The organism is Kitasatospora sp. NPDC101157, from assembly GCF_044768255.1.
Taxonomy (GTDB): Bacteria; Actinomycetota; Actinomycetes; order Streptomycetales; family Streptomycetaceae; genus Kitasatospora.
Map to the genome: position 1 here is coordinate 63,173 of NZ_JBIWPL010000008.1, position 18,988 is coordinate 82,160.

Consider the following 18,988-nt stretch of genomic DNA (forward strand, 5'->3'; position numbering starts at 1 on the left):
CTAAACAACTACGGGCGGTCGTCCACCCCCACCGCACGGTCCGCCGAGCCCGCCCCCGACCGGCGGCGCTACGCTCGCCATGTGCCCTCGCTGAACGAACTCGTCCGCCGCCACACCACCCTGACCGGGGCCGACGTGGAATGGCTCCACATGCTGGTCTCGGAGTGGCAGCTGCTCTCCGACCTCTCCTTCGCCGACCTGGTGCTGTGGATCCCCACCTGGGACGGCATCCGCTACGTCTCCGTGGCGCAGATGCGGCCCAACACCGGACCCACCTCCTACCAGGACGACATGGTCGGCCACCTCGTCCCGCGCGGGCGCCGCCCGCTGCTGGACGCCGCCTTCGACGAGGGGCGGATCGTGCGCGAGGGCGACCCGGAGTGGCGCGAGGAGGTGCCGGTGCGGGTCGAGTCGATCCCGGTCCGGCGCGAGGGCAAGGTGCTCGGGGTGATCGCCCGCAACACCAACCTGCTGACCGTGCGCACCCCCAGCCGGCTGGAGCTCACCTACCTGCAGAGCGCCTCCGACCTGGCCCAGATGATCGCGGCCGGAAGCTTCCCGTTCCCCGGCGTGGAGCAGGCCGACATGGATGCCGCCCCCCGGGTCGGCGACGGCCTGATCCGCCTGGACGCGGACGGCATCGTCACCTACGCCAGCCCCAACGCCCTCTCCGCCTACCACCGGCTCGGCCTCACCTCCGACCTGGTCGGCAGCCACCTCGGACGGGCCACCGCCGACCTCGCCCCGCCCTCCCGCTCGGCCGTCCACGAGGCGCTGGTGAAGCTCGCCAGCGGCTGGGCGCCCCGGCAGACCGAGGTGGAGGCACAGGGGGGAGTGGTGACCCTGCGCGCGATCCCGCTCAAGCCCAAGGGGACCCTCACCGGCTCGCTGGTGCTCTGCCGGGACGTCACCGAGCTGCGTCGGCGAGACCGCGAGCTGATGACCAAGGACGCCACCATCCGGGAGATCCACCACCGGGTGAAGAACAACCTGCAGACCGTCGCCGCCCTGCTGCGGCTGCAGTCCCGCCGGATGGAGTCCGAGTCCGGCCGGGCCGCGCTGGACGAGGCGGTGCGCCGGGTCGGCTCGATCGCGATCGTGCACGAGACGCTCTCCCAGGCGCTGGACGAGCAGGTGGCCTTCGACGAGATCGCCGACCGGGTGCTGGCGATGGTGATGGAGCTGTCCCAGGACGGCCGGGTGGCGACCCGCCGCAGCGGCAGCTTCGGCATCCTCTCCGCCGAGGTGGCCACCCCGCTGTCGATGGTCCTGACCGAGCTGCTGCAGAACGCCCTGGAACACGCCTTCGGCCCGACGGCCTCCGGGAACCTTGAGGTGAGCGCCCTGCGCGGACGGGCCCCGGCCACCGGCAAGGGCTGGTCGGACAGCTGGAACGGCGGCGCCCGGCCGGAGGAGTACCTGCTGATCACCGTGCAGGACGACGGCCGCGGCATGCCCGAGGGCTTCGACCCGAAGACGGCCGGCAACCTCGGGCTGCAGATCGTCCGGACGCTGGCCACCGGCGAGCTGGGCGGCACCTTCGACATGGTGGCCGGCCCCGACGGCGGGACCAAGGTGATCCTGGAGATCCCGGTGCGTTGATGCGTTGCGGCGCACGGTCGGGGCGTGCGTTCGGCGGACGCGCCGGGTGCGCGCTCCGTACGCCGGGGCACGGAACCGGGGGGCGGAACCGGGGCACGGAAGCCGCTGCACGGAACCCGGGGGCGGAAACAGAAACGAGGCCCTGTCGACCGGGGGGGGTGGGTCGACAGGGCCTCTCAACCCGTTCCGGCCGTCGGGGGGAGTCGGCCGGAACGGGGGCTCTGGGTGGTGCGACACCTGACATGTGCGTTGCACACGGTGAGCGTCACAGCTCCACAATATTGCTCTAAGTGAACAGTATCAAGTGGCTGGACGGTCCTGTGTCGCGGGGCCTCGCTGGGCAAGGCCCTTGGTGCGGAAGGCTTCACCAGGAAGTGCAGGGAAGCCTTTGATCATGTGTTGATCGGTACAGCGGTTACTACCGGTGCTACGGCGTGTGATCAGACGCTACTGATCAGGCGGTGCGGGCGCGGTTGCGGGCGGCACGGCGCTTCATCGCGCGACGCTCGTCCTCGCTCATACCGCCCCAGACGCCGGCGTCCTGGCCGGTCTCAAGAGCCCACTGGAGGCACTGCTCCATCACCGGACAGCGGCGGCACACGGCCTTGGCTTCCTCGATCTGCAGCAGAGCAGGACCGGTGTTCCCGATCGGGAAGAACAGCTCCGGGTCCTCTTCGCGGCAGACAGCGCGGTGGCGCCAGTCCATGGTCGTCCAACTCCTCCTGCCGCGGGGGGTGGCCCGATCGGCATAATCGAATGGCTTGTGAATGTGAACGCTTTCACGAATCCCACAACAGCAAAAGAGACCAAAGGCCCGCCGGGCCCGGGTGGTCTGTGCTGAGGGGGATTCGGCGATTCGAGGGACACTCCGCGGTCGGCGCTCCTGTGGTTCCGGAGTTGCCGTCGCTGCGATGTGTCCCGATCGCCATGTAGAGGTTCGCAAACCTCGGGCTCGGATACAACCCCCTTCGGGGAGGAATTTTTGATTCTTCGGTGTCGCCTAGCTCACAGCCAGTACTTCTATGGAGTGAAGGGGGCTTGTGCGTTCGAGAAGAAGGGCGAACCCCCCTTCCGGTCACACAATCACACGCAGTGCCCGCCGTACGCCTGTGAAACTGACGCGCCTCCGGTCTCCAAGATGGTCCCCGTCGACCTGGAACGGCACGGGTTCCTGGGAAACCAAGGTGAAGTGTCTGACGTCGTGATAGGAGACGACGTGCTTTCCGGACGGGCCGGCGGGTGGGGCGCCGTCGCTCGAAGGCGCGTGCGACCGCAGGATCTGACGGACCGTTCGAGCAGTACCGAACGCCGTCATCCGGGTGACGCCGAAGACGTCCAGATCCGTGTCGAAGGAGGCGAGGGGTGAGGGGTAGACCGGACGGTTGCCGAGGAACGTCCACGGCGAGGTGTTGCTGACTATGGCCAGCACCAGGCCCGGAACGGTTCCGTGGCCCGGGAGTTCGAGGGTGACGGGGCCCGAGCGGCGCTGCTCACGCTGGGTGAAGTAGTGCCGGAGGGCCTGCCCGACGTACAGGGCGTGGGTGGACCTGCGGCCGGCCCGGCGCTGCTCCTCGACGCGACCGACCACCCCGGCGTCGAAGCCGAGGCCGGCGGTGAAGGTGAACCAGCGGTCCGGCAGGCCCTCGGTCATCGCCTTGCCCAGCCCGATCGGCCGCTCGTGCCCCTGCTCCAGCGCGTTCAGCAGGGCGCCGGTGGCCTCCACCGGGTCGTTGGGCAGGCCCAGCGCGCGGGCGAAGACATTGGTCGAACCGCCCGGCACCACGGCCAGTCGCGGGACCCTCTCGCCCGGGCCGTGGGTCAGCAGCCCGTTCACCACCTCGTTGACGGTGCCGTCACCGCCCAGTGCCACCACCAGGTCCACCGTGCCGTCCGCCGCCGCCTCCCGGGCCAGGTCGCGCGCGTGGCCCCGGTACTGCGTCTCGGCGACGTCCAGCTTGAGATCGCTGCGCAGGGCGTGGATCAGTACGTCCCTGGTCCGGCCACTGGTGGTGGTGGCCTTGTGGTTCACGACCAGGAGAGCGCGCATGGGGAAAGCCTACGGGGCGGTACGGACCGACCGGCGGCTACCCTGCTGGAGTGACCGCAGAAACCTCCGCCCCCGCACCCGCTCGCCCGGTTTCGCTCACCCTGGGCGCCGCCATCACCGCCCTGGAGGGCGCCGCGCTGGCCGTCGTCGGCGTCTCGGACATGGTGTCCGCGCTGTCGGGCCAGGCCAAGCAGCTCGCCCTGAACGAGTTCGGCGGCCTGGTGATCGTGCTGCTCGGGGTGCTGCCGGTGCTGGCCGCCCGGGCGCTGCTCAAGGAGCGCCGCTGGGGCCGCAGTCCGGCGGTGCTGACCAACTCGATCTGCCTGCCCGTCGCTTACTACATGGTCCAGAGCGGCGGCGCGATGATCGCGGTCGGCGCGCTGGTCGGCCTGCTCGGCCTGGTGGGCATCGGCGCGCTGCTCAACCCGAAGTCCACGGCCGCCCTTTACGCCCCTCGGGAGGGCTGAGCGCGCGGGGCCGCAGGCAGGCCCCGGAGCGCTCCGGACAGCCGGACGGCCGCCACAGCGGGAGCTGGGCGGCCGTCGGTGTTCCCGCTCGGGGTCACTCCTCCACGAGGAGCTTCTCCCGCAGCTGGGCCAGGGTGCGCGCCAGCAGCCGGGAGACGTGCATCTGGGAGATCCCCACCTCGGCGGCGATCTGCGACTGGGTCATGTTCCGGAAGAACCGCAGCACCAGGATCTTCTGTTCGCGGGGCGGCAGTTGGGCCAGCAGCGGCTTGAGCGACTCGCGGTACTCGACGCCCTCCAGGGCCTCGTCGGTGGCGCCCAGGGTGTCCGCCACGGCCGGCGACTCGTCGTCGCTGTCCGGCACGTCCAGGGACAGCGTGGAGTACGCGTTGGCGGACTCCAGACCCTCCAGGACGTCCTCCTCGGAGATGCCCAGGTGCTCGGCCAGCTCGTGCACCGTGGGGGAGCGGCCGTGCCGCTGGGAGAGCTCGCTGGTCGCCGTGGTGAGCGACAGCCGCAGCTCCTGCAGGCGGCGCGGGACGCGTACCGCCCAGCCCTTGTCGCGGAAGTGCCGCTTGATCTCGCCGACGATGGTCGGCGTCGCGTAGGTGGAGAACTCGACCCCGCGCTCGTGGTCGAAGCGGTCCACCGACTTGATCAGCCCGATGGTGGCGACCTGGGTCAGGTCGTCCAGCGGCTCGCCCCGGTTGCGGAACCGCCGGGCGAGGTGCTCGACCAGCGGGATGTGCATCCGCACCAGCTGGTTGCGCAGCTCGACGCGCTCCGGGGAGCCCTCGGGCAGCGCGGACAGCCGGACGAACAGCGCGCGGGCGGCTTCCCGGTCCGGGGCGCCGGTGCGGTGCGAGCCCTGGGCGGGCACGGCGCCGTGCAACTCCGCGGCCTCCTCCGCCGGTTCCGGCGGAGGAGCGGAGGCGGGCGTCGGCTCGGACGTCGGCTCGGTCGGGTGGCTCATCCGGTGGGCGTCCTTCGGGTGCGCTTCGTCGTTGGCGGCGAGGCCGGAAACGCTCGCCTGGGTCGGTACGGCAGGTCCCGCCGTCGCGAGGCCGGTACGGTCCAGATCACTCACGGCCATTCCCCCGTTCCGTTCCGGGAGCACCGGGGCCGTCGGCCCCGGAATCGTCTCGTTGGTCGTACCGCCCCGGGGGCGGTACCGGGAGCCGCCCGCCGGGCCCCGGAGGGGGTACGGCGGACGGCCCTTGCAGGGTGCTGCTCGGTGCCCGTCAGTGGGCGGGGGACCCGCCGCGCTTCTTGTGCAGGCTGATCGTCACGGTGTTGTCCTCCGCGACCGAGGAGTCCACCTCGCCGGCCAGCGCGGAGAGCACCGTCCACGCGAAGGTGTCGCGCTCGGGCGCCTTGCCGTCCGTGGTCGGAGCGGCGACGGTCACCTTCAACGAGTCGCCGACCAGCCGGAACTCGCAGGACAGCACGGAGCCCGGCACCGCCTGCTGGAGCAGGATGGCGCAGGCCTCGTCGACCGCGATCCGCAGGTCCTCGATCTCGTCGAGGGTGAAGTCCAACCGGGCCGCGAGCCCGGCCGTCGCTGTTCGCAGCACGGAGAGATAGGCCCCCGCCGCGGGCAGCCGGACCTCCACGAAGTCCTGAACTCCGAGATCGCTGTCGATCTGGGACACCCTTGCCTCCTGGGTGACGCGCTGTGCTTGCTTGGTACCCCCGGGGGGGCGTCCTCCGCACCCGGTGCGGGAGTTACTCATGGTAAGGCATTACCACGCAGGGTGGCAGGGCCTTTTGCCGGTACTCCGTTGCCCGGTGCCTGTACGTTGCCCGGTGCCTGTACTACGTCGCCCGGCTCCGGCCGTTCAACGGCTGCCGACGGCCCGGAGTGCCTCATCGGTGAGACGGTAGACGGTCCACTCGTCCATCGGCACCGCGCCGAGCGACTTGTAGAAGTCGATCGAGGGCTGGTTCCAGTCGAGCACCGACCACTCCACCCGCGCGTAGCCGCGCTCCACGGCGATCCGCGCCAGCTCCAGCAGCAGCGCCTTGCCGTGGCCGCCGCCGCGGGCCGCCGGGCGGACGTACAGGTCCTCCAGGTAGATCCCGTGGGTGCCGCGCCAGGTCGAGAAGTTGAGGAACCAGAGCGCGAAGCCGACCGGCTCGCCGGTGGCGTCGTCCTCGGCGATCAGGCCGAACAGCGCCGGGTTGGCGCCGAACAGCGCCTCGCGCAGCTGCTCCTCGGTGGCCACCGCCTCCTGCGGGGCCTTCTCGTACTCCGCCAGTTCGCGGATCATGGCCAGGACGACGGGAACGTCGGTGACGACGGCGGTGCGGATCATGCCGCGAGCCTACTGCTCCGGCCCCGTCTCGTCCCAGGCCTGGACGGAGGTCTGGTCGACGATCCGGCCGTCCCGCAGATCGGCCATCGACGCCATGAGCACCCGCACCCCGTCCGGGTAGCGGCAGGACTCCAGGAAGGCGACGTGGTCGCCCTGGACCACCACCTGTTCGAGCTTGTGGGTCATCTCGCGGCCGTAGACGTCGTCCAGCATGGCGCCGATCTCGTCCCGCCCGTGCATCACCAGCGGGTGGCTGGGCTGGGTCTTGCGGTCGACCACACGCAGCTCGGCGTCCTCGGCGTACAGCGCCAGCAGGGCCTCGGCGTCGCGGCGCTCGATGCCCTCGCGCAGCGCTCGGGTGTCGAAGGCGGCGGGGGCCGCCATGGTGCTCATGGTCTCGCTCCTCCGGTCGGGGTCCCTCGGCTTCGCACCTTCGAGCGTACGCCCCACCGGAGGCTTCGAACGGGGCCGCGGGCGGACCGGTCAGCGGGCCGGGACGGTGCGCAGGAAGTCGGCCAGGGTGCTGATCGCGGCCGGGTTGCGCGGGCTCTCGACCAGGTCGACGTAGTCCATGACGACGATCCGGTCGTTCCTGATCGCGGAGACGTTCGCCAGCGGCGGGAAGGACTTGAGGAAGGCCCGCTTCTCCTCGGCGCTCGGGGTCGCGTAGCTGTTGATCACGATCACCTCGGGGTCGCGCCGCACCACGCTCTCCCAGCCGGCGGTGACCCAGGTGTCCGCGAGGTCGCCCATGACGTTGGTGCCGCCGGCCCTGGCGATGATCCCGTTCGCGGCGGCGAACTTCCCGGCGGTGTACGGCTTGTCCTGTCCGCTGTCGTAGAGGAAGACGGACGGACGGCGCTCGGGCTGCGGGACGGCGGCGATCCTCGCCCTCGAATCGGCGATCAGGGCGTCGGCGCGGTCCTTGACGTCGAAGATCTCGCCGAGGTTGGCCAGGTCGGTGTAGAGCGCGTCCAGCGGGTCCATCACCCCGCGCTCGCTCCCCGTGCCGCTGCGGCAGGACTCGCTGAGCACGTAGGAGTCGATGCCCAGGGCCTCGAACGCCTGCGGGGTGACGCCGCTGCCCTCGTCGAAGCCGTAGTGCCAGCCGGCGAACACCAGGTCGGCCCGGGCGTCCAGGGCGATCTCCTTGGTGAGCACCTTCTTGGAGAGCCAGGTGGTCCGCTGGTAGCCGTCCTTCCAGGGGACCTGGTCGACCCGGCCCTTGTCGTCGGGCATCACGTAGCCGGCCATCCGGTCGGCCAGGCCGAGGGAGAGCATCAGCTCGGTGATGTTGACGTCGTTGGTCACCACCCGGGCGGGCTTCTGCGGGAAGGTGTGCCGCTCGCCGCAGTTCGTCACGGTCACCGGGTAGTGGGCGGAGGCGGCGTCGGCCTCCTTCGGGGCGATCTCGGCGCCGCAGGCGGTCAGTCCGAGGGTGAGCAGGGCGGCGGAGGCAACGGCCTTGATGCGCACGGGAGTTCCTCAGGGGGTTCGGGGGAGGCGGTCGAACAGCAGCTGGAGGGTGCCGGTCCCGGGGTGGCGGACCGGGGTGGCCCGGACGCCGAACACCTCGGCCAGCAGGGCGGGTCGGAGCACCTCGGCGGGCGGTCCGGCGGCGACGATCCGTCCGGCCTCCAGCACGTACAGCCGGTCGCAGTGGCCCGCCGCCAGGTTGAGGTCGTGCAGTGCGGTGAGCACCGTGGGCCCGGCCTCGCGGGCGAGTGCCAGCACCTCCAACTGGTGGGCGACGTCCAGGTGGTTGGTGGGCTCGTCCAGCACCAGCAGGCGCGGCTCCTGGACCAGTGCGCGGGCGAACAGCACCCGCTGCTTCTCGCCTCCGGAGAGGTTCAGGAAGCCGCGCCCGGCGAGGTGTTCGGCCCTGACCCTGCGCAGGGCGGCGGTGCAGCGCTCGTGGTCCTCGGCGCTCGGACCGCCCGGACCGCGCCGGTGCGGCAGCCGGCCCATCGCGACCACCTCGGCCACGGTGAAGTCGAACTCGGCGGTGTGCTCCTGGGTCAGTGCGGCGACCCTGGTCGCCGCCCGGCGGGCGGTGAGCGCGTGCAGGTCGTCGCCGGCCAGCCGGACGACGCCGCCGGCCGGCCGCAGCACCCGGTAGACGCAGCGCAGCAGGGTCGACTTGCCGCTGCCGTTCGGGCCGATCAGCCCGACCATCTGGCCGGCGGCGGCCGCCAGGCTCACCTCGTGGACCAGCCGGGCACCGGCCAGTTCCACCGAGACGCCGTCGACGGAGAGTTCCTCGGCCGCCACCGTCCCGGCGGTCCCGGTCGGTCCGGGAGTCCCGGCGGTCCCGGCGGTCCCGGCGGTCCCGGTCGTCCCGGTGGTCCCGGTGGTCCCGGTGGTCCCGGTGGTCCTGGAGGTCCCGGTCATCGTCCGCCCCCGAGGGCCTGGCCGCGCCGGCGCATCATCAGCAGGAAGGCGGGCACCCCGAGCACCGCGGTGAACACCCCGACGGGCAGTTCGGCGGGCGCCAGCAGGGTGCGCGAGGTGATGTCCACCCAGACCAGCAGCAGGGCCCCGGCGAGCGGTGCGACCACCAGCACCCGCCGGTGCCCGGCGCCGACCAGCATCCGGGCCAGGTGCGGCACCAGCAGCCCGACGAAGCCGATCGCCCCGCTGACCGCGACCACGGTGCCGGTGACGGCGGCGGTCACCGCGAAGAGCTCCCGGCGCAGCCGGTCCGGGTCCACCCCGAGCGAGGCGGAGGTCTCGTCGCCCATGGCGAGCGCGTCCAACCGTCCGGCGGAGCAGGTCAGATGGGCCAGCCCGGCCAGGACGGTGCCGGCGGCGATCGGCACCGAGCCCCAGGTGGCGCCGCCGAGGCTGCCGAGCAGCCACATCATGGCGTCCCGGGCGGCCTCGGCGTGGTCGGCGGAGAACACCATCAGGGTGGTGGCGGCCGAGAAGCCGTAGGAGAGGGCGGTGCCGGTGAGCACCAGCCGCAGCGGGGTGAGCCCGTACGCGGTGCGGGCGGCGAGGTAGACCAGCGCCATGGCGGCCAGCGCGGAGCCGAACGCGGAGACGGAGATCGCCCACACCCCGAGCGAGGCGAAGGCGCCGAACAGCAGCACGGCGTTGGCGCCGACGGCCGCGCCGGAAGAGATGCCGAGCACGAAGGGGTCGGCGAGGGCGTTGCGCACCAGTGCCTGGACGGCGACCCCGGTGGCGGCCAGTCCGGCCCCGACCACGGCGGCCAGCACGGTGCGCGGCAGCCGGATCTCCCAGACGATCGCGTATCCGGCGGCCTCGTCCGCGTCCAGCCGCCCGCCCGTCAGTCCGGCGCCCAACAGGCGCAGCACCTGGGGCAGTTCGATCCCGGAGGTGCCGAACGCGACCCCGCAGAGCAGGGAGAGCAGCAGGGCGACGGCCAGGCCGAGGGCGAGCGGGACGGTCGGTATTCGGCGAACGGGGTCACTCACGTGCGGTCGCGCCTTGCCTCGGGCCGCGGGGTGTGCCGGGGCGGGCGCCGGCCGGGGGCGTGTCCGGGCGCCTTCCCCTCGCAGTCCACGGCGAGTTGTCGGGAGTTCAGCGGCCGGGGGTGATCGGGCTGGCGCGACCCGAGGGCTCCGGGCCGTGCTCACCGTTGCGGGTCAGCGCCGGATTCGCACCGGACTTCCCCCTCGGACGCCCTGGCAGCATAACAGTCACTCATGCCGAGCAGTCCTTACCAGGGGTGGATCGCACGTGAACGCACGACCGCCCCCGTCCGACGGAGCGGACGGGGGCGGCCGGGTGGCGACGCGTCAGGCTCAGGCCTGCTTGGTCTCCCAGAAGATCTTGTCGACCTCGGCGATCAGGTCCAGCAGCGCCTGGCCGGTGGCCGGGTCGGTGGACGCCTTGGCGGCCGAGGCGGCCTTCAGGGTGTCGTTGATCAGCTTGTGCAGCTGCGGGTACTTCTCGAAGTGCGGCGCCTTGAAGTAGTCGCTCCACAGCACCGAGATGTGGTGCTTGACGGCCTCGGCGCGCTGCTCCTTGATGATGATGGCGCGGGCGCGGAAGTGCGGGTCCTCGTTGGCCTGGTACTTCTCCTGGGTGGCCTTGACCGACTCGGCCTCCAGCTTGGCCTGCGCCGGGTCGTACACACCGCACGGCAGATCGCAGTGGGCGTGAGCGGTGGCACGCGGTGCAAACAGACGAGAGAACATGGGAGTCCTTCCTTAGATCGTCTTCCCGCGCCCGAGACTACCCTTCCGGCCTCCGGGTTTCGCGGCCGGGCGGTGGGCCTAGGGCAAAAGGCGGACCCGTAACCGGGGTAATCCGGACATCGAGCGGATGACGGTCCGTACGGCAGACTGGGGCCGGGCGGTCGGGAGGAGGAGTCGTGGCGCGGAGCACGGAACCGCAGGGCGGCGCCGGCGGCGGCGTGGTGCCGTTCGGGCTGGTCGACGTGGCGGGCCCGTCGATGGTGCCGACCCTGCGCGAGGGCGACCAGCTGCTGGTCCGCTACGGCGCACCGATCCGGCCCGGCGCGGTGGTGCTGTTCCGGCACCCCTTCCAGCAGGACCTGCTGGTGGTGAAGCGGGCCGTCGAGCGCCGCCCGAAGGGCTGGTGGCTGCTGTCCGACAACCGCCCGGTGGACAGCGACAGCCGCAGCTACGGTCCGGTCCCGGACGAGCTGGTGCTCGGCCGGGTGCTGCTGCGGCTGCGCCCGAGCCCGGCCTGGCTGGCGCCGGGCCGGAGGCTGGAGCGGCTGTTGCTCGGCCCCCGGCTGTCCCGGCTGCCGGGCCTGGCCCGGCGCCTCGGCGTGTGGGTCGAAGAGGTCTGACCTCTCAGTTCCCCGGGTGCAGGGCGGCCTCGGCCTCCTGCCGCTTGCGGGCCCGGTACGCGGCGACGTTGGCGCGGGTGGCGCAGCGGTCGGAGCAGTAGCGGCGGGAGCGGTTGGTCGAGGTGTCCAGGTAGGCGTTGCGGCACGGCGCGGCCTGGCAGATGCCGAGCCGGTCGGCGCCCAGCTCGGTGAGGTGGACGGCCAGGCCCATGCAGGCGACGGCGCTGAAGTGCGCGGTGGCGGTGGGCGAGTTGTCGGCCAGGTGCAGGTGCCAGCGCGGCCGGCCGGCGTCGTCCAGGTAGTCGTGCCCGGAGACCAGCGGGCTGACGGGGTACTCCATCAGCAGGCTGTTCAGCAGGTCGACGGCCCGGACCTCGTCGCCCTCGGCGGCGGCCTCGAAGACCCCGCGCAGCCTGGTCCGCACCGCCCGCAGCCGGGGCACGTCGGACTCGTCGGCCAGCGCGGCGGCACGGGCGGAGTCGGAGAACAGGGCGCGCACCGCGTCCACCGAGGTCAGCGAGTCGGTGCCGCGCTCGGGTTCCTCGGTGTTCACCAGCCGAACGGCGAGATCGGCGTACGAGGCGAGCTCCACGGCGGTCCTTCCAGGGGGGTCATCGGTAACGGGCTGACTGCTTCAAGCCTATTACCCGGCTGGGGAAAACGGCGGCGCCCGGCAGGAAGTCGCCTGCCGGGCGCCGACCGTACGGGCTCAGAGCACCTTGGAGAGGAAGGCCCTGGTGCGCTCGTGCTGGGGGTTGGTGAGCACCTCGCGGGGGTTGCCGGACTCGACCACCACACCGCCGTCCATGAACACCAGCGCGTCGCCGACCTCGCGGGCGAAGCCCATCTCGTGGGTGACGACGATCATCGTCATCCCCTCCTCGGCCAGGCCGCGCATGACGTCCAGCACCTCGCCGACCAGCTCGGGGTCGAGCGCCGAGGTCGGCTCGTCGAACAGCATCAGCTTGGGCTTCATGGCCAGCGCGCGGGCGATCGCCACGCGCTGCTGCTGGCCGCCGGAGAGCTGCGAGGGGTAGTTCTTCGCCTTGTCGGCGAGGCCGACCCGCTCCAGCAGGGCCATCCCGCGCTCCCGGGCCTCGGCCTTGTTCTCGCCCTTGACCTGGACCGGCGCCTCCATGACGTTCTCCAGGGCGGTCATGTGGGGGAACAGGTTGAAGTGCTGGAACACCATGCCGATGTCCCGGCGCTTCTGGGCGACCTCGCGGTCCTTCAGCTCGTGCAGCCGGCCGCCCTTCATCCGGTAGCCGACGAGTTCGCCGTCGACCGAGAGGAAGCCGCCGTTGATCTTCTCCAGGTGGTTGATGCACCGCAGGAAGGTCGACTTGCCGGACCCGGAGGGGCCGACCAGGACGAACACCTCGCCCTTCCTGACCTCCAGGTCGATGCCCTTGAGCACCTCCACCAGGCCGTAGGACTTGCGCACGCCCTGCGCCTCGACCATCGGGACCGCCGCGGCGTCCACCGCCTGCGGCTTCGTCAGATCGGTCATACGTGGCCACCTCCTTCGAGGCCGGGCACCACGTCGTCCTTGGCCGGCGGGACGGGCCTGCCGGCGAACAGGCGGCGCAGTCGCTGCAGCGGCGTGGGCGGGAGCACCCGGTTGGCGCCGCGGGCGTAGTGGCGCTCGATGTAGTACTGGACCACGGTGAGGATCGAGGTCATCAGCAGGTACCAGATGCTGACGACGAGCAGCAGCGGGATGGTCTGGAACGTGCGGGAGTAGATGTTCTGGCCGGCCCGGAGCAGCTCCTCCAGGGAGATCGCCGAGACCAGCGAGGTGGTCTTCAGCATCGAGATGGTCTCGTTGCCGGTCGGCGGGATGATCACCCGCATCGCCTGCGGCAGGATGATCCGCCGCATGGTGTTGAACTGGCTCATGCCCAGGGCGTGCGCGGCCTCGGTCTGGCCGAGCGGCACGGACTGGATGCCGCCGCGGACGATCTCCGCCATGTACGCGGCCTCGTTGAGGCCGAGGCCCAGCAGGGCGGCGACGAACAGCGGGATCGCCTGGTTCGTCGGCTCGGACCAGAAGGCCGGCCCGAACGGGATGCCGATCGAGATGTTGGCCCACAGGGTGCCCAGGAAGTTCCAGAACAGCAGCTGGACCAGGACCGGGGTGCCGCGGAAGACCCAGATGTAGAACCAGGCCGTGCTGGAGAGCACCGGGTTGGGCGACAGGCGCATGATCGCGAGCGTGATGCCGCCCGCGACGCCGATCAGCATGGAGAGGAAGGTCAGTTCGAGCGTGACGCCGAGGCCGTGCAGGATCGTGGAATCGAAGAGGTACGTGCCGACGACGTCCCACTGGAACTGGGGATTCGTGGTGAGGGCGTGGATCAGCATCGCCGCGAGGACCGCGACGACTGCTGCCCCCACCCAGCGTCCGGGGTGGCGGACCGGGACGGCCTTGAGGGTTTCGGGCCGTCCCGGGTGCACCGACCCCTGGTCGGAAGAATTCACTGTGTGGCCTCAGGGGTTGTGTTCAGACAGCGGGATCAGCTGGTGGCGCCGTTGACGACGGACTTGTCGATCGCGCCCGCCTGCACGCCCCACTTCTCCAGGATGCTCTTGTAGGTGCCGTCCGCCATCAGGGACTGGATGGCGCCCTGGACGGCCTTGGAGAGCGGCGAGTCCTTCGGCAGGACGACGCCGTAGGGGGCGGTGTCGGTCACCGAGCCGATCTTCTCCAGCTGGCCGTTGGTCTGCTTGAGCGCGTAGTCGACGACCGGGGAGTCGGCCAGCATGACCTGGTCGCGGCCGGAGACCAGCGCCTGGGTGACGTCCGTCTGCAGGTCGAACTTGTCGCCGTCGTTGGGGACGGTCGGCTTGCCGGCCTTGGTGCAGGCGGGGTTGATCGTGTCGGTGATGTCCTTGGCCTGGGTGGTGCCGGTCTGGACGGCGACCTTCTTGCCGCAGAGGTCGGTGGGGTCGATCTTGTCGGGGTTGCCCTTCTTGACCGCGGCACCCGTGCCGGCGCTGAAGTACGTGACCATGTCGACCGACGCCTCGCGCTCCTTGGTGTCGGTGAAGGAGCTCATGCTCATCGTGTACTTGTTCCCCGTGATGCCCGGGATGATCGCGTCGAAGGTCGCGTTCTGGACGTCCGCGGTCAGGCCCAGCTTCTTGGCGATCGCGTTGGCCAGGTCCACGTCCATGCCGACGATGGCGCCCTTGTCGTCCTTGAACTCGTTGGGCGCGTAGGAGGCGTCGGTGGCGACGACGATCTTGCCGGCGGACTTGACGTCGGCGGGGAGGAGCGCGGCCAGCGCCGGGTCGGCGGTCACGGCGGGGACCGACGCGCTCGCGTTGACACCGGCCGAGGAGCCGGACGACGACTTGCTGCTGCCGCAGCCGGTCAGCACGAGGGACACGGACACGGCGGCCACGCCTGCCGCGAAGAGGCGGGTGCGCTGGGTACGGGCGGTCATGAGGGGGATCTCCTCCTGGGGAGAGAAATCGGGCGGAGCGCGCCGCGGGAGCGGCGCACCGGGGCAGCTGGCCGTACGGAGCCGTACGGGTGGCTTGTCGCTGTACGTCGTCGTACGGGCGTTGCCGGGTGGTGCAGTGCCTGGGCGCATGGGGGCCGCCCAGGGTGGTGCCGGTACTGCTTCCGCCACCCTCCGCCGAGGTGGACGTCGACCTGAACCGCCTCGACCGGTGGTCGGCTCGATCCGAGATGGGGGGAATCCTGCCATCTGAGGACGGTCAGGTGGCCCTCATCCAGATCAAAATCGGATAACAAGGCCTTATGCTGTCCGCTATTCGGACAGATCGCGTGCCCCTGTCACCCTGCGTATAAGTATGCAGATCCGCCTGTACTCTGCCCGGAAGCCCCGCCGGGTCACCGACCCGGCGGGGCGGCCCGCGGGCGCGGGCTCAGATGCCCCCGTTGACCACCGCGTTCTGCGCCGCCCCGGCGCTCACGTTCCACTTGCCGAGGATCTTGTCGTACTCGCCGCTGCGGATCAGTTGGTCCACCGCCTTGGACAGGGTGTCGCGCAGCTCGGTGTCCCCCTTGCGCACCGCGATGCCGTACGGGTTGGAGGTGGACTGGGTGCCGGCCACCTCGAAGCGGTTGCCGCCGTCGGTGGTCTTCACCGCGTAGGCGGCCACCGGGAAGTCGTTCAGGCCGGCCGCGGCGGCGCCGGAGGAGACCTCGGCCAGCGCCTTGGCGTCCTCGTCGAAGCGGTGCACCGTCAGCTGGCGGCCGCTGCGGGCGCAGACGGCCGTCTGCCGGGTGGCGATGTCGTCCTGGTTGGTGCCCTGCTGGAGGGCGACCGTGCGGCCGCACAGGTCGTCCATGGTCCGGATGCCCTTGGGGTTGCCCTTCGGGACGACGATCGAGGCGCCGGCGATGAAGTAGTCCACGAAGTCCACGCCCGGGTTGACCTGCTTGCCGTTCTCGTCCAGGCCCTCGCGGCGCTGGCGGATGTCGCTGAGCGCGGACATCGCCACGTCGAACTGCTTGCCCTGCAGACCCGGTATCAGCTTGTCGAACGGGGTGTCCACGAACTCGACCCGCACGTCGAGGATCCGGCCGAGGGCGGCGGCGAGGTCCGGGTCCAGCCCGGTCGGCTTGCCGTCCGGCCCGCGGAACTCCACCGGCGCGTAGTTGACGTCCATGCCGATGCGCAGCACTCCGGCTGAGCGCTGGGCCTTGGGCAGCTTGGCGCGGACGTCCTTGACCGGGTCGCTCGCGGCGGCCTGCCCGCCGTCACCGCCGCACCCGGTGAGCAGCAGGGCTCCGGCGACGGCCAGGGCGGCTCCGGCGAAGGCCGGACGGCGGACTTGGAGGAGGTGAGGCATGAGGGCTGCTCCTGGGGAGGGCGGACCGCGGTCGCCGCGGTGTCGCGCTCGGGTACGCGGAATGGCGGACACGCGATCTTGCCATCCCACCCTGCCCGGCCCAGCAGCGGGTGTGTCAGAATTCGGTACCGGGTGATCCCCGAACGCTCGAACCAGACCCACGAGCCCCGACAGGCTCGGGTGCCCGGGACCGGAAGTCATCACGTGGCTCCGTATCCGGGGTGCCGACTCCCCAACGGGTCTGCGTTCACTCCTGCGGGTGTGCGTGCCGCCACGCCGTTGCCGCCGCCGGGGCCCGGCGCTTCCGACGCCGGACCCCAGTTCGACGCGACAGCACGGCGATGAACGGCACGTGACGAGGACGAAAAGGCATAGGTGCGATGCCTCCGTCCGACCTACGCTCGGCCCGGTAGCACAACGCGGATCAATACAAGACCCCATAAAAACCCTCATCCGAGGGCGCCACCCGACGGCAGCGCCCCACCCCGACCCCGGGTCCGCTTCGGCGTACCCGGTTTCCGGCTTCCGGACGGGGCCGCTCTGCCCGTCGGCCGCGCACCTCGCCAGAACAATGACGAAGAGGTCATCGTGGCAGCGGAGATCATCAGCAGCACCCAGGACACCGACGATCCGGTCGACGCCGTTTTCGCGCTCCACCGCGGCGGCAAGATGGAGATCCGGGCGACCGTGCCGGTGCGCGACGCGGACGACCTGTCCCTCGCCTACACCCCCGGTGTCGCCCGGGTCTGCACGGCCATCGCCGAGCAGCCCGAGCTGGTCAACGACTACACCTGGAAGTCCAACACCGTCGCGGTGGTCACCGACGGCACCGCGGTGCTCGGCCTCGGTGACATCGGCCCGGAGGCCTCGCTCCCGGTGATGGAGGGCAAGGCCATCCTGTTCAAGCAGTTCGGCGGCGTGGACGCGGTGCCGATCGCGCTGGCCTGCACCGGGGTGGACGAGATCGTCGAGACGGTGGTCCGGCTCGCTCCGTCCTTCGGCGGCGTCAACCTGGAGGACATCTCCGCCCCGCGCTGCTTCGAGATCGAGCGCCGGCTCCAGGAGGCCCTGGACATCCCGGTCTTCCACGACGACCAGCACGGCACCGCGATCGTCACCACCGCCGCCCTGTGGAACGCCGCCAGGGTGACCGGCCGGGAGATCGGCTCGCTGCGGGCCGTCATCTCCGGCGCCGGCGCGGCCGGCATCGCCATCGCCAAGATGCTGGTGGCCGCCGGCGTCGGCGACGTGGCCGTCTGCGACCGCAAGGGCGTGGTCCACCAGGGCCGCGAGGACCTGACCGACGTCAAGGCCGAGATCGCCGAGCAGACCAACCGTTCGGCGCTCAAGGGCTCGCTGGCCGACGCCCTGGCCGGCGCCGACGTGTTCATCGGCGTCTCCGGCGGCACCGTGCCGGAGGAGGTCGTGGCGACCATGGCCGAGGGCGCGTTCATCTTCGCGATGGCCAACCCCAACCCGGAGATCCACCCCGAGGTGGCCCACAGGTACGCGGCGGTCGTCGCCACCGGGCGCAGCGACTTCCCGAACCAGATCAACAACGTGCTGGCCTTCCCGGGCATCTTCGCCGGCGCGCTGCAGGTGCGGGCCTCCCGGATCACCGAGGGCATGAAGCTGGCCGCCGCCAAGGCGCTGGCCGGCGTGGTGGCCGACGAGCTGACGCCGCAGAAGGTCATCCCCTCGCCGTTCGACGAGCGGGTCGCCCCGGCGGTCACCAAGGCCGTGGCCGACGTCGCCCGCGCCGAGGGCGTGGCGCGGATCTGACGGTCCGACGTACCCCGGGGAGTCCCCGGGCGGGGGACCGACCAGCCTGAGGCCGGGACGCGCGTCACACGGACGCGTGGTTCCCGGCCTCGGCCGTCCCGGCTAGTGTCCGGGACATGTTTGCTGCCTATGCCGCCCGTATCGACGCCGACGACCCGCTCAGCGGCCTGGAGTTGGGCGAACTCCCCGAGCCGCAGGCCCGCCCCGGCTGGAGCGTGGTGACCGTCAGGGCCGCCAGCCTCAACCACCACGACCTGTGGTCGCTGCGCGGCGTCGGCCTGCCCGCCGAGAAGCTGCCGATGATCCTCGGGTGCGACGCCGCCGGTGTCGACGAGAACGGCAACGAGGTCGTCATCCACTCGGTGATCGGCCAGACCGGCCACGGGGTGGGCCCGGACGAGCCCCGGTCCATCCTGACCGAGCGCTACCAGGGCACCTTCGCCCAGCAGGTGGCCGTGCCGACCTGGAACCTGCTGCCCAAGCCCGCCGAGCTGAGCTTCGAGGAGGCCGCCTGCCTGCCCACGGCCTGGCTGACGGCGTACCGGATGCTGTTCACCAATGCCGGTGTCCGGCCGGGCGACACCGTCCTGGTGCAGGGCGCCGGCGGCGGGGTGTCGACCGCGCTGATCGTCCTCGGCAAGGCGGCCGGCCTGCGGGTCTGGGTCACCGGCCGGGACGAGGCCAAGCGCCGCCGGGCGGTCGAGCTCGGCGCGGACGCGGCCTTCGAGAGCGGCGCCCGGCTGCCCTCCCGGGTGGACGCGGTGATGGAGACGGTCGGCGCCGCGACCTGGTCGCATTCGGTGAAGTCGCTGCGTCCGGGCGGCACCGTCGTCATCTCCGGGGCCACCTCCGGGCCCAGCCCCAAGGCCGCGGAGCTGAACCGGATCTTCTTCCTGGAGCTCAAGGTGGTCGGCTCGACCATGGGCACCAAGGAGGAGCTGGCCGGGCTGCTGGCGCTGTGCGCCAACACCGGGGTCCGCCCGGTGATCGACTCGGTGCTGCCGCTGTCCGAGGCCCGGGACGGCTTCGCCCGGCTCGCCAAGGGCGAGGTCTTCGGCAAGATCGTGCTCAACCCCTGACGCGAAGGCGCTGACCCACGAGGGCGCTGACCCGTGAGGGCCCTGACGCGCGCGGGCCCGGTGTCCCCGTACGAGGACACCGG

The 18,988-nt window shown here is 71.4% G+C and carries 20 protein-coding genes and 1 riboswitch; of the genes, 5 read left to right on the forward strand and 15 right to left on the reverse strand.

Annotated features, from left to right (window positions below; all coding sequences use genetic code 11):
* The first annotated feature begins 81 nt into the window (after positions 1-81).
* On the forward strand, positions 82-1,602 hold the full coding sequence (locus tag ACIRVF_RS19040; protein ID WP_380411942.1) for a sensor histidine kinase: 1,521 nt from the start codon (positions 82-84) through the stop codon (positions 1,600-1,602).
* Positions 1,603-2,056: 454 nt separating this feature from the next.
* Here ACIRVF_RS19040 and ACIRVF_RS19045 read toward each other — a convergent pair whose 3' ends face one another.
* Together ACIRVF_RS19045 and ACIRVF_RS19050 are read right to left on the reverse strand one after the other, a co-directional pair.
* Positions 2,057-2,308, reverse strand: coding sequence for a WhiB family transcriptional regulator (locus ACIRVF_RS19045; protein WP_014138019.1), 252 nt, complete (start codon positions 2,306-2,308; stop codon positions 2,057-2,059).
* 369 nt (positions 2,309-2,677) lie between these two features.
* The gene (locus tag ACIRVF_RS19050) at positions 2,678-3,649 is read right to left on the reverse strand and encodes a diacylglycerol/lipid kinase family protein (protein WP_402818674.1); all 972 of its coding nucleotides are present in this window, start codon (positions 3,647-3,649) and stop codon (positions 2,678-2,680) included.
* Between the two features lie 50 nt (positions 3,650-3,699).
* Here ACIRVF_RS19050 and ACIRVF_RS19055 point away from each other — a divergent pair, with 50 nt between their 5' ends.
* Positions 3,700-4,116, forward strand: a complete 417-nt coding sequence (locus tag ACIRVF_RS19055; protein WP_402818677.1) for a hypothetical protein — start codon at positions 3,700-3,702, stop codon at positions 4,114-4,116.
* A gap of 94 nt (positions 4,117-4,210) precedes the next feature.
* On the opposite strand, the gene ACIRVF_RS19060 is transcribed toward ACIRVF_RS19055, so the two are convergent.
* The 8 genes from ACIRVF_RS19060 to sodN form a co-directional block, all read right to left on the reverse strand.
* Complete coding sequence (locus ACIRVF_RS19060) at positions 4,211-5,203, reverse strand: RNA polymerase sigma factor SigF (protein ID WP_402818680.1); 993 nt, start codon at positions 5,201-5,203, stop codon at positions 4,211-4,213.
* Between the two features lie 154 nt (positions 5,204-5,357).
* A complete protein-coding gene (locus ACIRVF_RS19065) occupies positions 5,358-5,768 on the reverse strand; it encodes an anti-sigma regulatory factor (RefSeq protein ID WP_402818683.1) in 411 nt (136 codons plus the stop codon).
* A 186-nt stretch (positions 5,769-5,954) separates the two neighbouring features.
* Positions 5,955-6,431: a GNAT family N-acetyltransferase gene (locus ACIRVF_RS19070; RefSeq protein ID WP_402818686.1), complete on the reverse strand. Its 477-nt coding sequence runs from the start codon at positions 6,429-6,431 to the stop codon at positions 5,955-5,957.
* 9 nt (positions 6,432-6,440) lie between these two features.
* The gene (locus tag ACIRVF_RS19075; protein WP_402818689.1) at positions 6,441-6,824 is read right to left on the reverse strand and encodes a nuclear transport factor 2 family protein; all 384 of its coding nucleotides are present in this window, start codon (positions 6,822-6,824) and stop codon (positions 6,441-6,443) included.
* 90 nt (positions 6,825-6,914) lie between these two features.
* Positions 6,915-7,907 carry an ABC transporter substrate-binding protein gene (locus tag ACIRVF_RS19080; RefSeq protein ID WP_402818691.1) on the reverse strand — a complete coding sequence of 331 codons (993 nt, stop codon included), beginning with the start codon at positions 7,905-7,907 and terminating at the stop codon, positions 6,915-6,917.
* 9 nt (positions 7,908-7,916) lie between these two features.
* Positions 7,917-8,822 carry an ABC transporter ATP-binding protein gene (locus ACIRVF_RS19085; RefSeq protein WP_402818693.1) on the reverse strand — a complete coding sequence of 302 codons (906 nt, stop codon included), beginning with the start codon at positions 8,820-8,822 and terminating at the stop codon, positions 7,917-7,919.
* A complete protein-coding gene (locus ACIRVF_RS19090) occupies positions 8,819-9,871 on the reverse strand; it encodes a FecCD family ABC transporter permease (protein WP_402818696.1) in 1,053 nt (350 codons plus the stop codon). The genes ACIRVF_RS19085 and ACIRVF_RS19090 overlap by 4 nt, the downstream gene beginning before the upstream one ends.
* Before the next feature lie 96 nt (positions 9,872-9,967).
* A riboswitch (cobalamin riboswitch) is annotated at positions 9,968-10,113 on the reverse strand.
* 88 nt (positions 10,114-10,201) lie between these two features.
* Positions 10,202-10,597, reverse strand: coding sequence for a superoxide dismutase, Ni (sodN, locus tag ACIRVF_RS19095; RefSeq protein ID WP_030057980.1), 396 nt, complete (start codon positions 10,595-10,597; stop codon positions 10,202-10,204).
* 257 nt (positions 10,598-10,854) lie between these two features.
* Here sodN and sodX point away from each other — a divergent pair, with 257 nt between their 5' ends.
* On the forward strand, positions 10,855-11,217 hold the full coding sequence (gene sodX / locus ACIRVF_RS19100; protein ID WP_402819144.1) for a nickel-type superoxide dismutase maturation protease: 363 nt from the start codon (positions 10,855-10,857) through the stop codon (positions 11,215-11,217).
* 4 nt (positions 11,218-11,221) lie between these two features.
* On the opposite strand, the gene ACIRVF_RS19105 is transcribed toward sodX, so the two are convergent.
* The 5 genes from ACIRVF_RS19105 to ACIRVF_RS19125 form a co-directional block, all read right to left on the reverse strand.
* Complete coding sequence (locus ACIRVF_RS19105) at positions 11,222-11,809, reverse strand: CGNR zinc finger domain-containing protein (protein WP_402818700.1); 588 nt, start codon at positions 11,807-11,809, stop codon at positions 11,222-11,224.
* 117 nt (positions 11,810-11,926) lie between these two features.
* Positions 11,927-12,727, reverse strand: coding sequence for an amino acid ABC transporter ATP-binding protein (locus ACIRVF_RS19110; protein WP_402818703.1), 801 nt, complete (start codon positions 12,725-12,727; stop codon positions 11,927-11,929).
* Positions 12,724-13,614, reverse strand: a complete 891-nt coding sequence (locus tag ACIRVF_RS19115; protein WP_402818705.1) for an amino acid ABC transporter permease — start codon at positions 13,612-13,614, stop codon at positions 12,724-12,726. Before ACIRVF_RS19115 ends, ACIRVF_RS19110 begins: the two co-directional genes overlap by 4 nt.
* A gap of 119 nt (positions 13,615-13,733) precedes the next feature.
* The gene (locus ACIRVF_RS19120; protein WP_402818708.1) at positions 13,734-14,666 is read right to left on the reverse strand and encodes an ABC transporter substrate-binding protein; all 933 of its coding nucleotides are present in this window, start codon (positions 14,664-14,666) and stop codon (positions 13,734-13,736) included.
* Positions 14,667-15,114: 448 nt separating this feature from the next.
* Entirely contained in the window at positions 15,115-16,044 is a 930-nt protein-coding gene (locus ACIRVF_RS19125) for an ABC transporter substrate-binding protein (protein ID WP_402818711.1), read from the reverse strand.
* A gap of 588 nt (positions 16,045-16,632) precedes the next feature.
* On the opposite strand from ACIRVF_RS19125, the gene ACIRVF_RS19130 reads away from it, so the two are divergent.
* Both ACIRVF_RS19130 and ACIRVF_RS19135 read left to right on the forward strand, forming a co-directional pair.
* Complete coding sequence (locus ACIRVF_RS19130; protein ID WP_402818714.1) at positions 16,633-17,826, forward strand: NADP-dependent malic enzyme; 1,194 nt, start codon at positions 16,633-16,635, stop codon at positions 17,824-17,826.
* A 116-nt stretch (positions 17,827-17,942) separates the two neighbouring features.
* Positions 17,943-18,905 (forward strand): zinc-binding dehydrogenase, encoded by a 963-nt coding sequence (locus tag ACIRVF_RS19135; RefSeq protein ID WP_402818716.1) that lies wholly within the window; start codon positions 17,943-17,945, stop codon positions 18,903-18,905.
* Positions 18,906-18,988 lie beyond the last annotated feature (83 nt).

Bases quoted from the DNA above. Each gene is read 5' to 3' on its own strand.
- ACIRVF_RS19075 (WP_402818689.1), bottom strand. From the start codon at position 6,824: ATGAGCACCATGGCGGCCCCCGCCGCCTTCGACACCCGAGCGCTGCGC.
- ACIRVF_RS19135 (WP_402818716.1), top strand. From the start codon at position 17,943: ATGTTTGCTGCCTATGCCGCCCGTATCGACGCCGACGACCCGCTCAGC.
- ACIRVF_RS19120 (WP_402818708.1), bottom strand. From the start codon at position 14,666: ATGACCGCCCGTACCCAGCGCACCCGCCTCTTCGCGGCAGGCGTGGCC.
- ACIRVF_RS19085 (WP_402818693.1), bottom strand. From the start codon at position 8,822: ATGACCGGGACCTCCAGGACCACCGGGACCACCGGGACCACCGGGACC.
- ACIRVF_RS19070 (WP_402818686.1), bottom strand. From the start codon at position 6,431: ATGATCCGCACCGCCGTCGTCACCGACGTTCCCGTCGTCCTGGCCATG.
- ACIRVF_RS19125 (WP_402818711.1), bottom strand. From the start codon at position 16,044: ATGCCTCACCTCCTCCAAGTCCGCCGTCCGGCCTTCGCCGGAGCCGCC.
- sodN (WP_030057980.1), bottom strand. From the start codon at position 10,597: ATGTTCTCTCGTCTGTTTGCACCGCGTGCCACCGCTCACGCCCACTGC.
- ACIRVF_RS19050 (WP_402818674.1), bottom strand. From the start codon at position 3,649: ATGCGCGCTCTCCTGGTCGTGAACCACAAGGCCACCACCACCAGTGGC.
- ACIRVF_RS19110 (WP_402818703.1), bottom strand. From the start codon at position 12,727: ATGACCGATCTGACGAAGCCGCAGGCGGTGGACGCCGCGGCGGTCCCG.
- ACIRVF_RS19045 (WP_014138019.1), bottom strand. From the start codon at position 2,308: ATGGACTGGCGCCACCGCGCTGTCTGCCGCGAAGAGGACCCGGAGCTG.
- sodX (WP_402819144.1), top strand. From the start codon at position 10,855: ATGGTGCCGACCCTGCGCGAGGGCGACCAGCTGCTGGTCCGCTACGGC.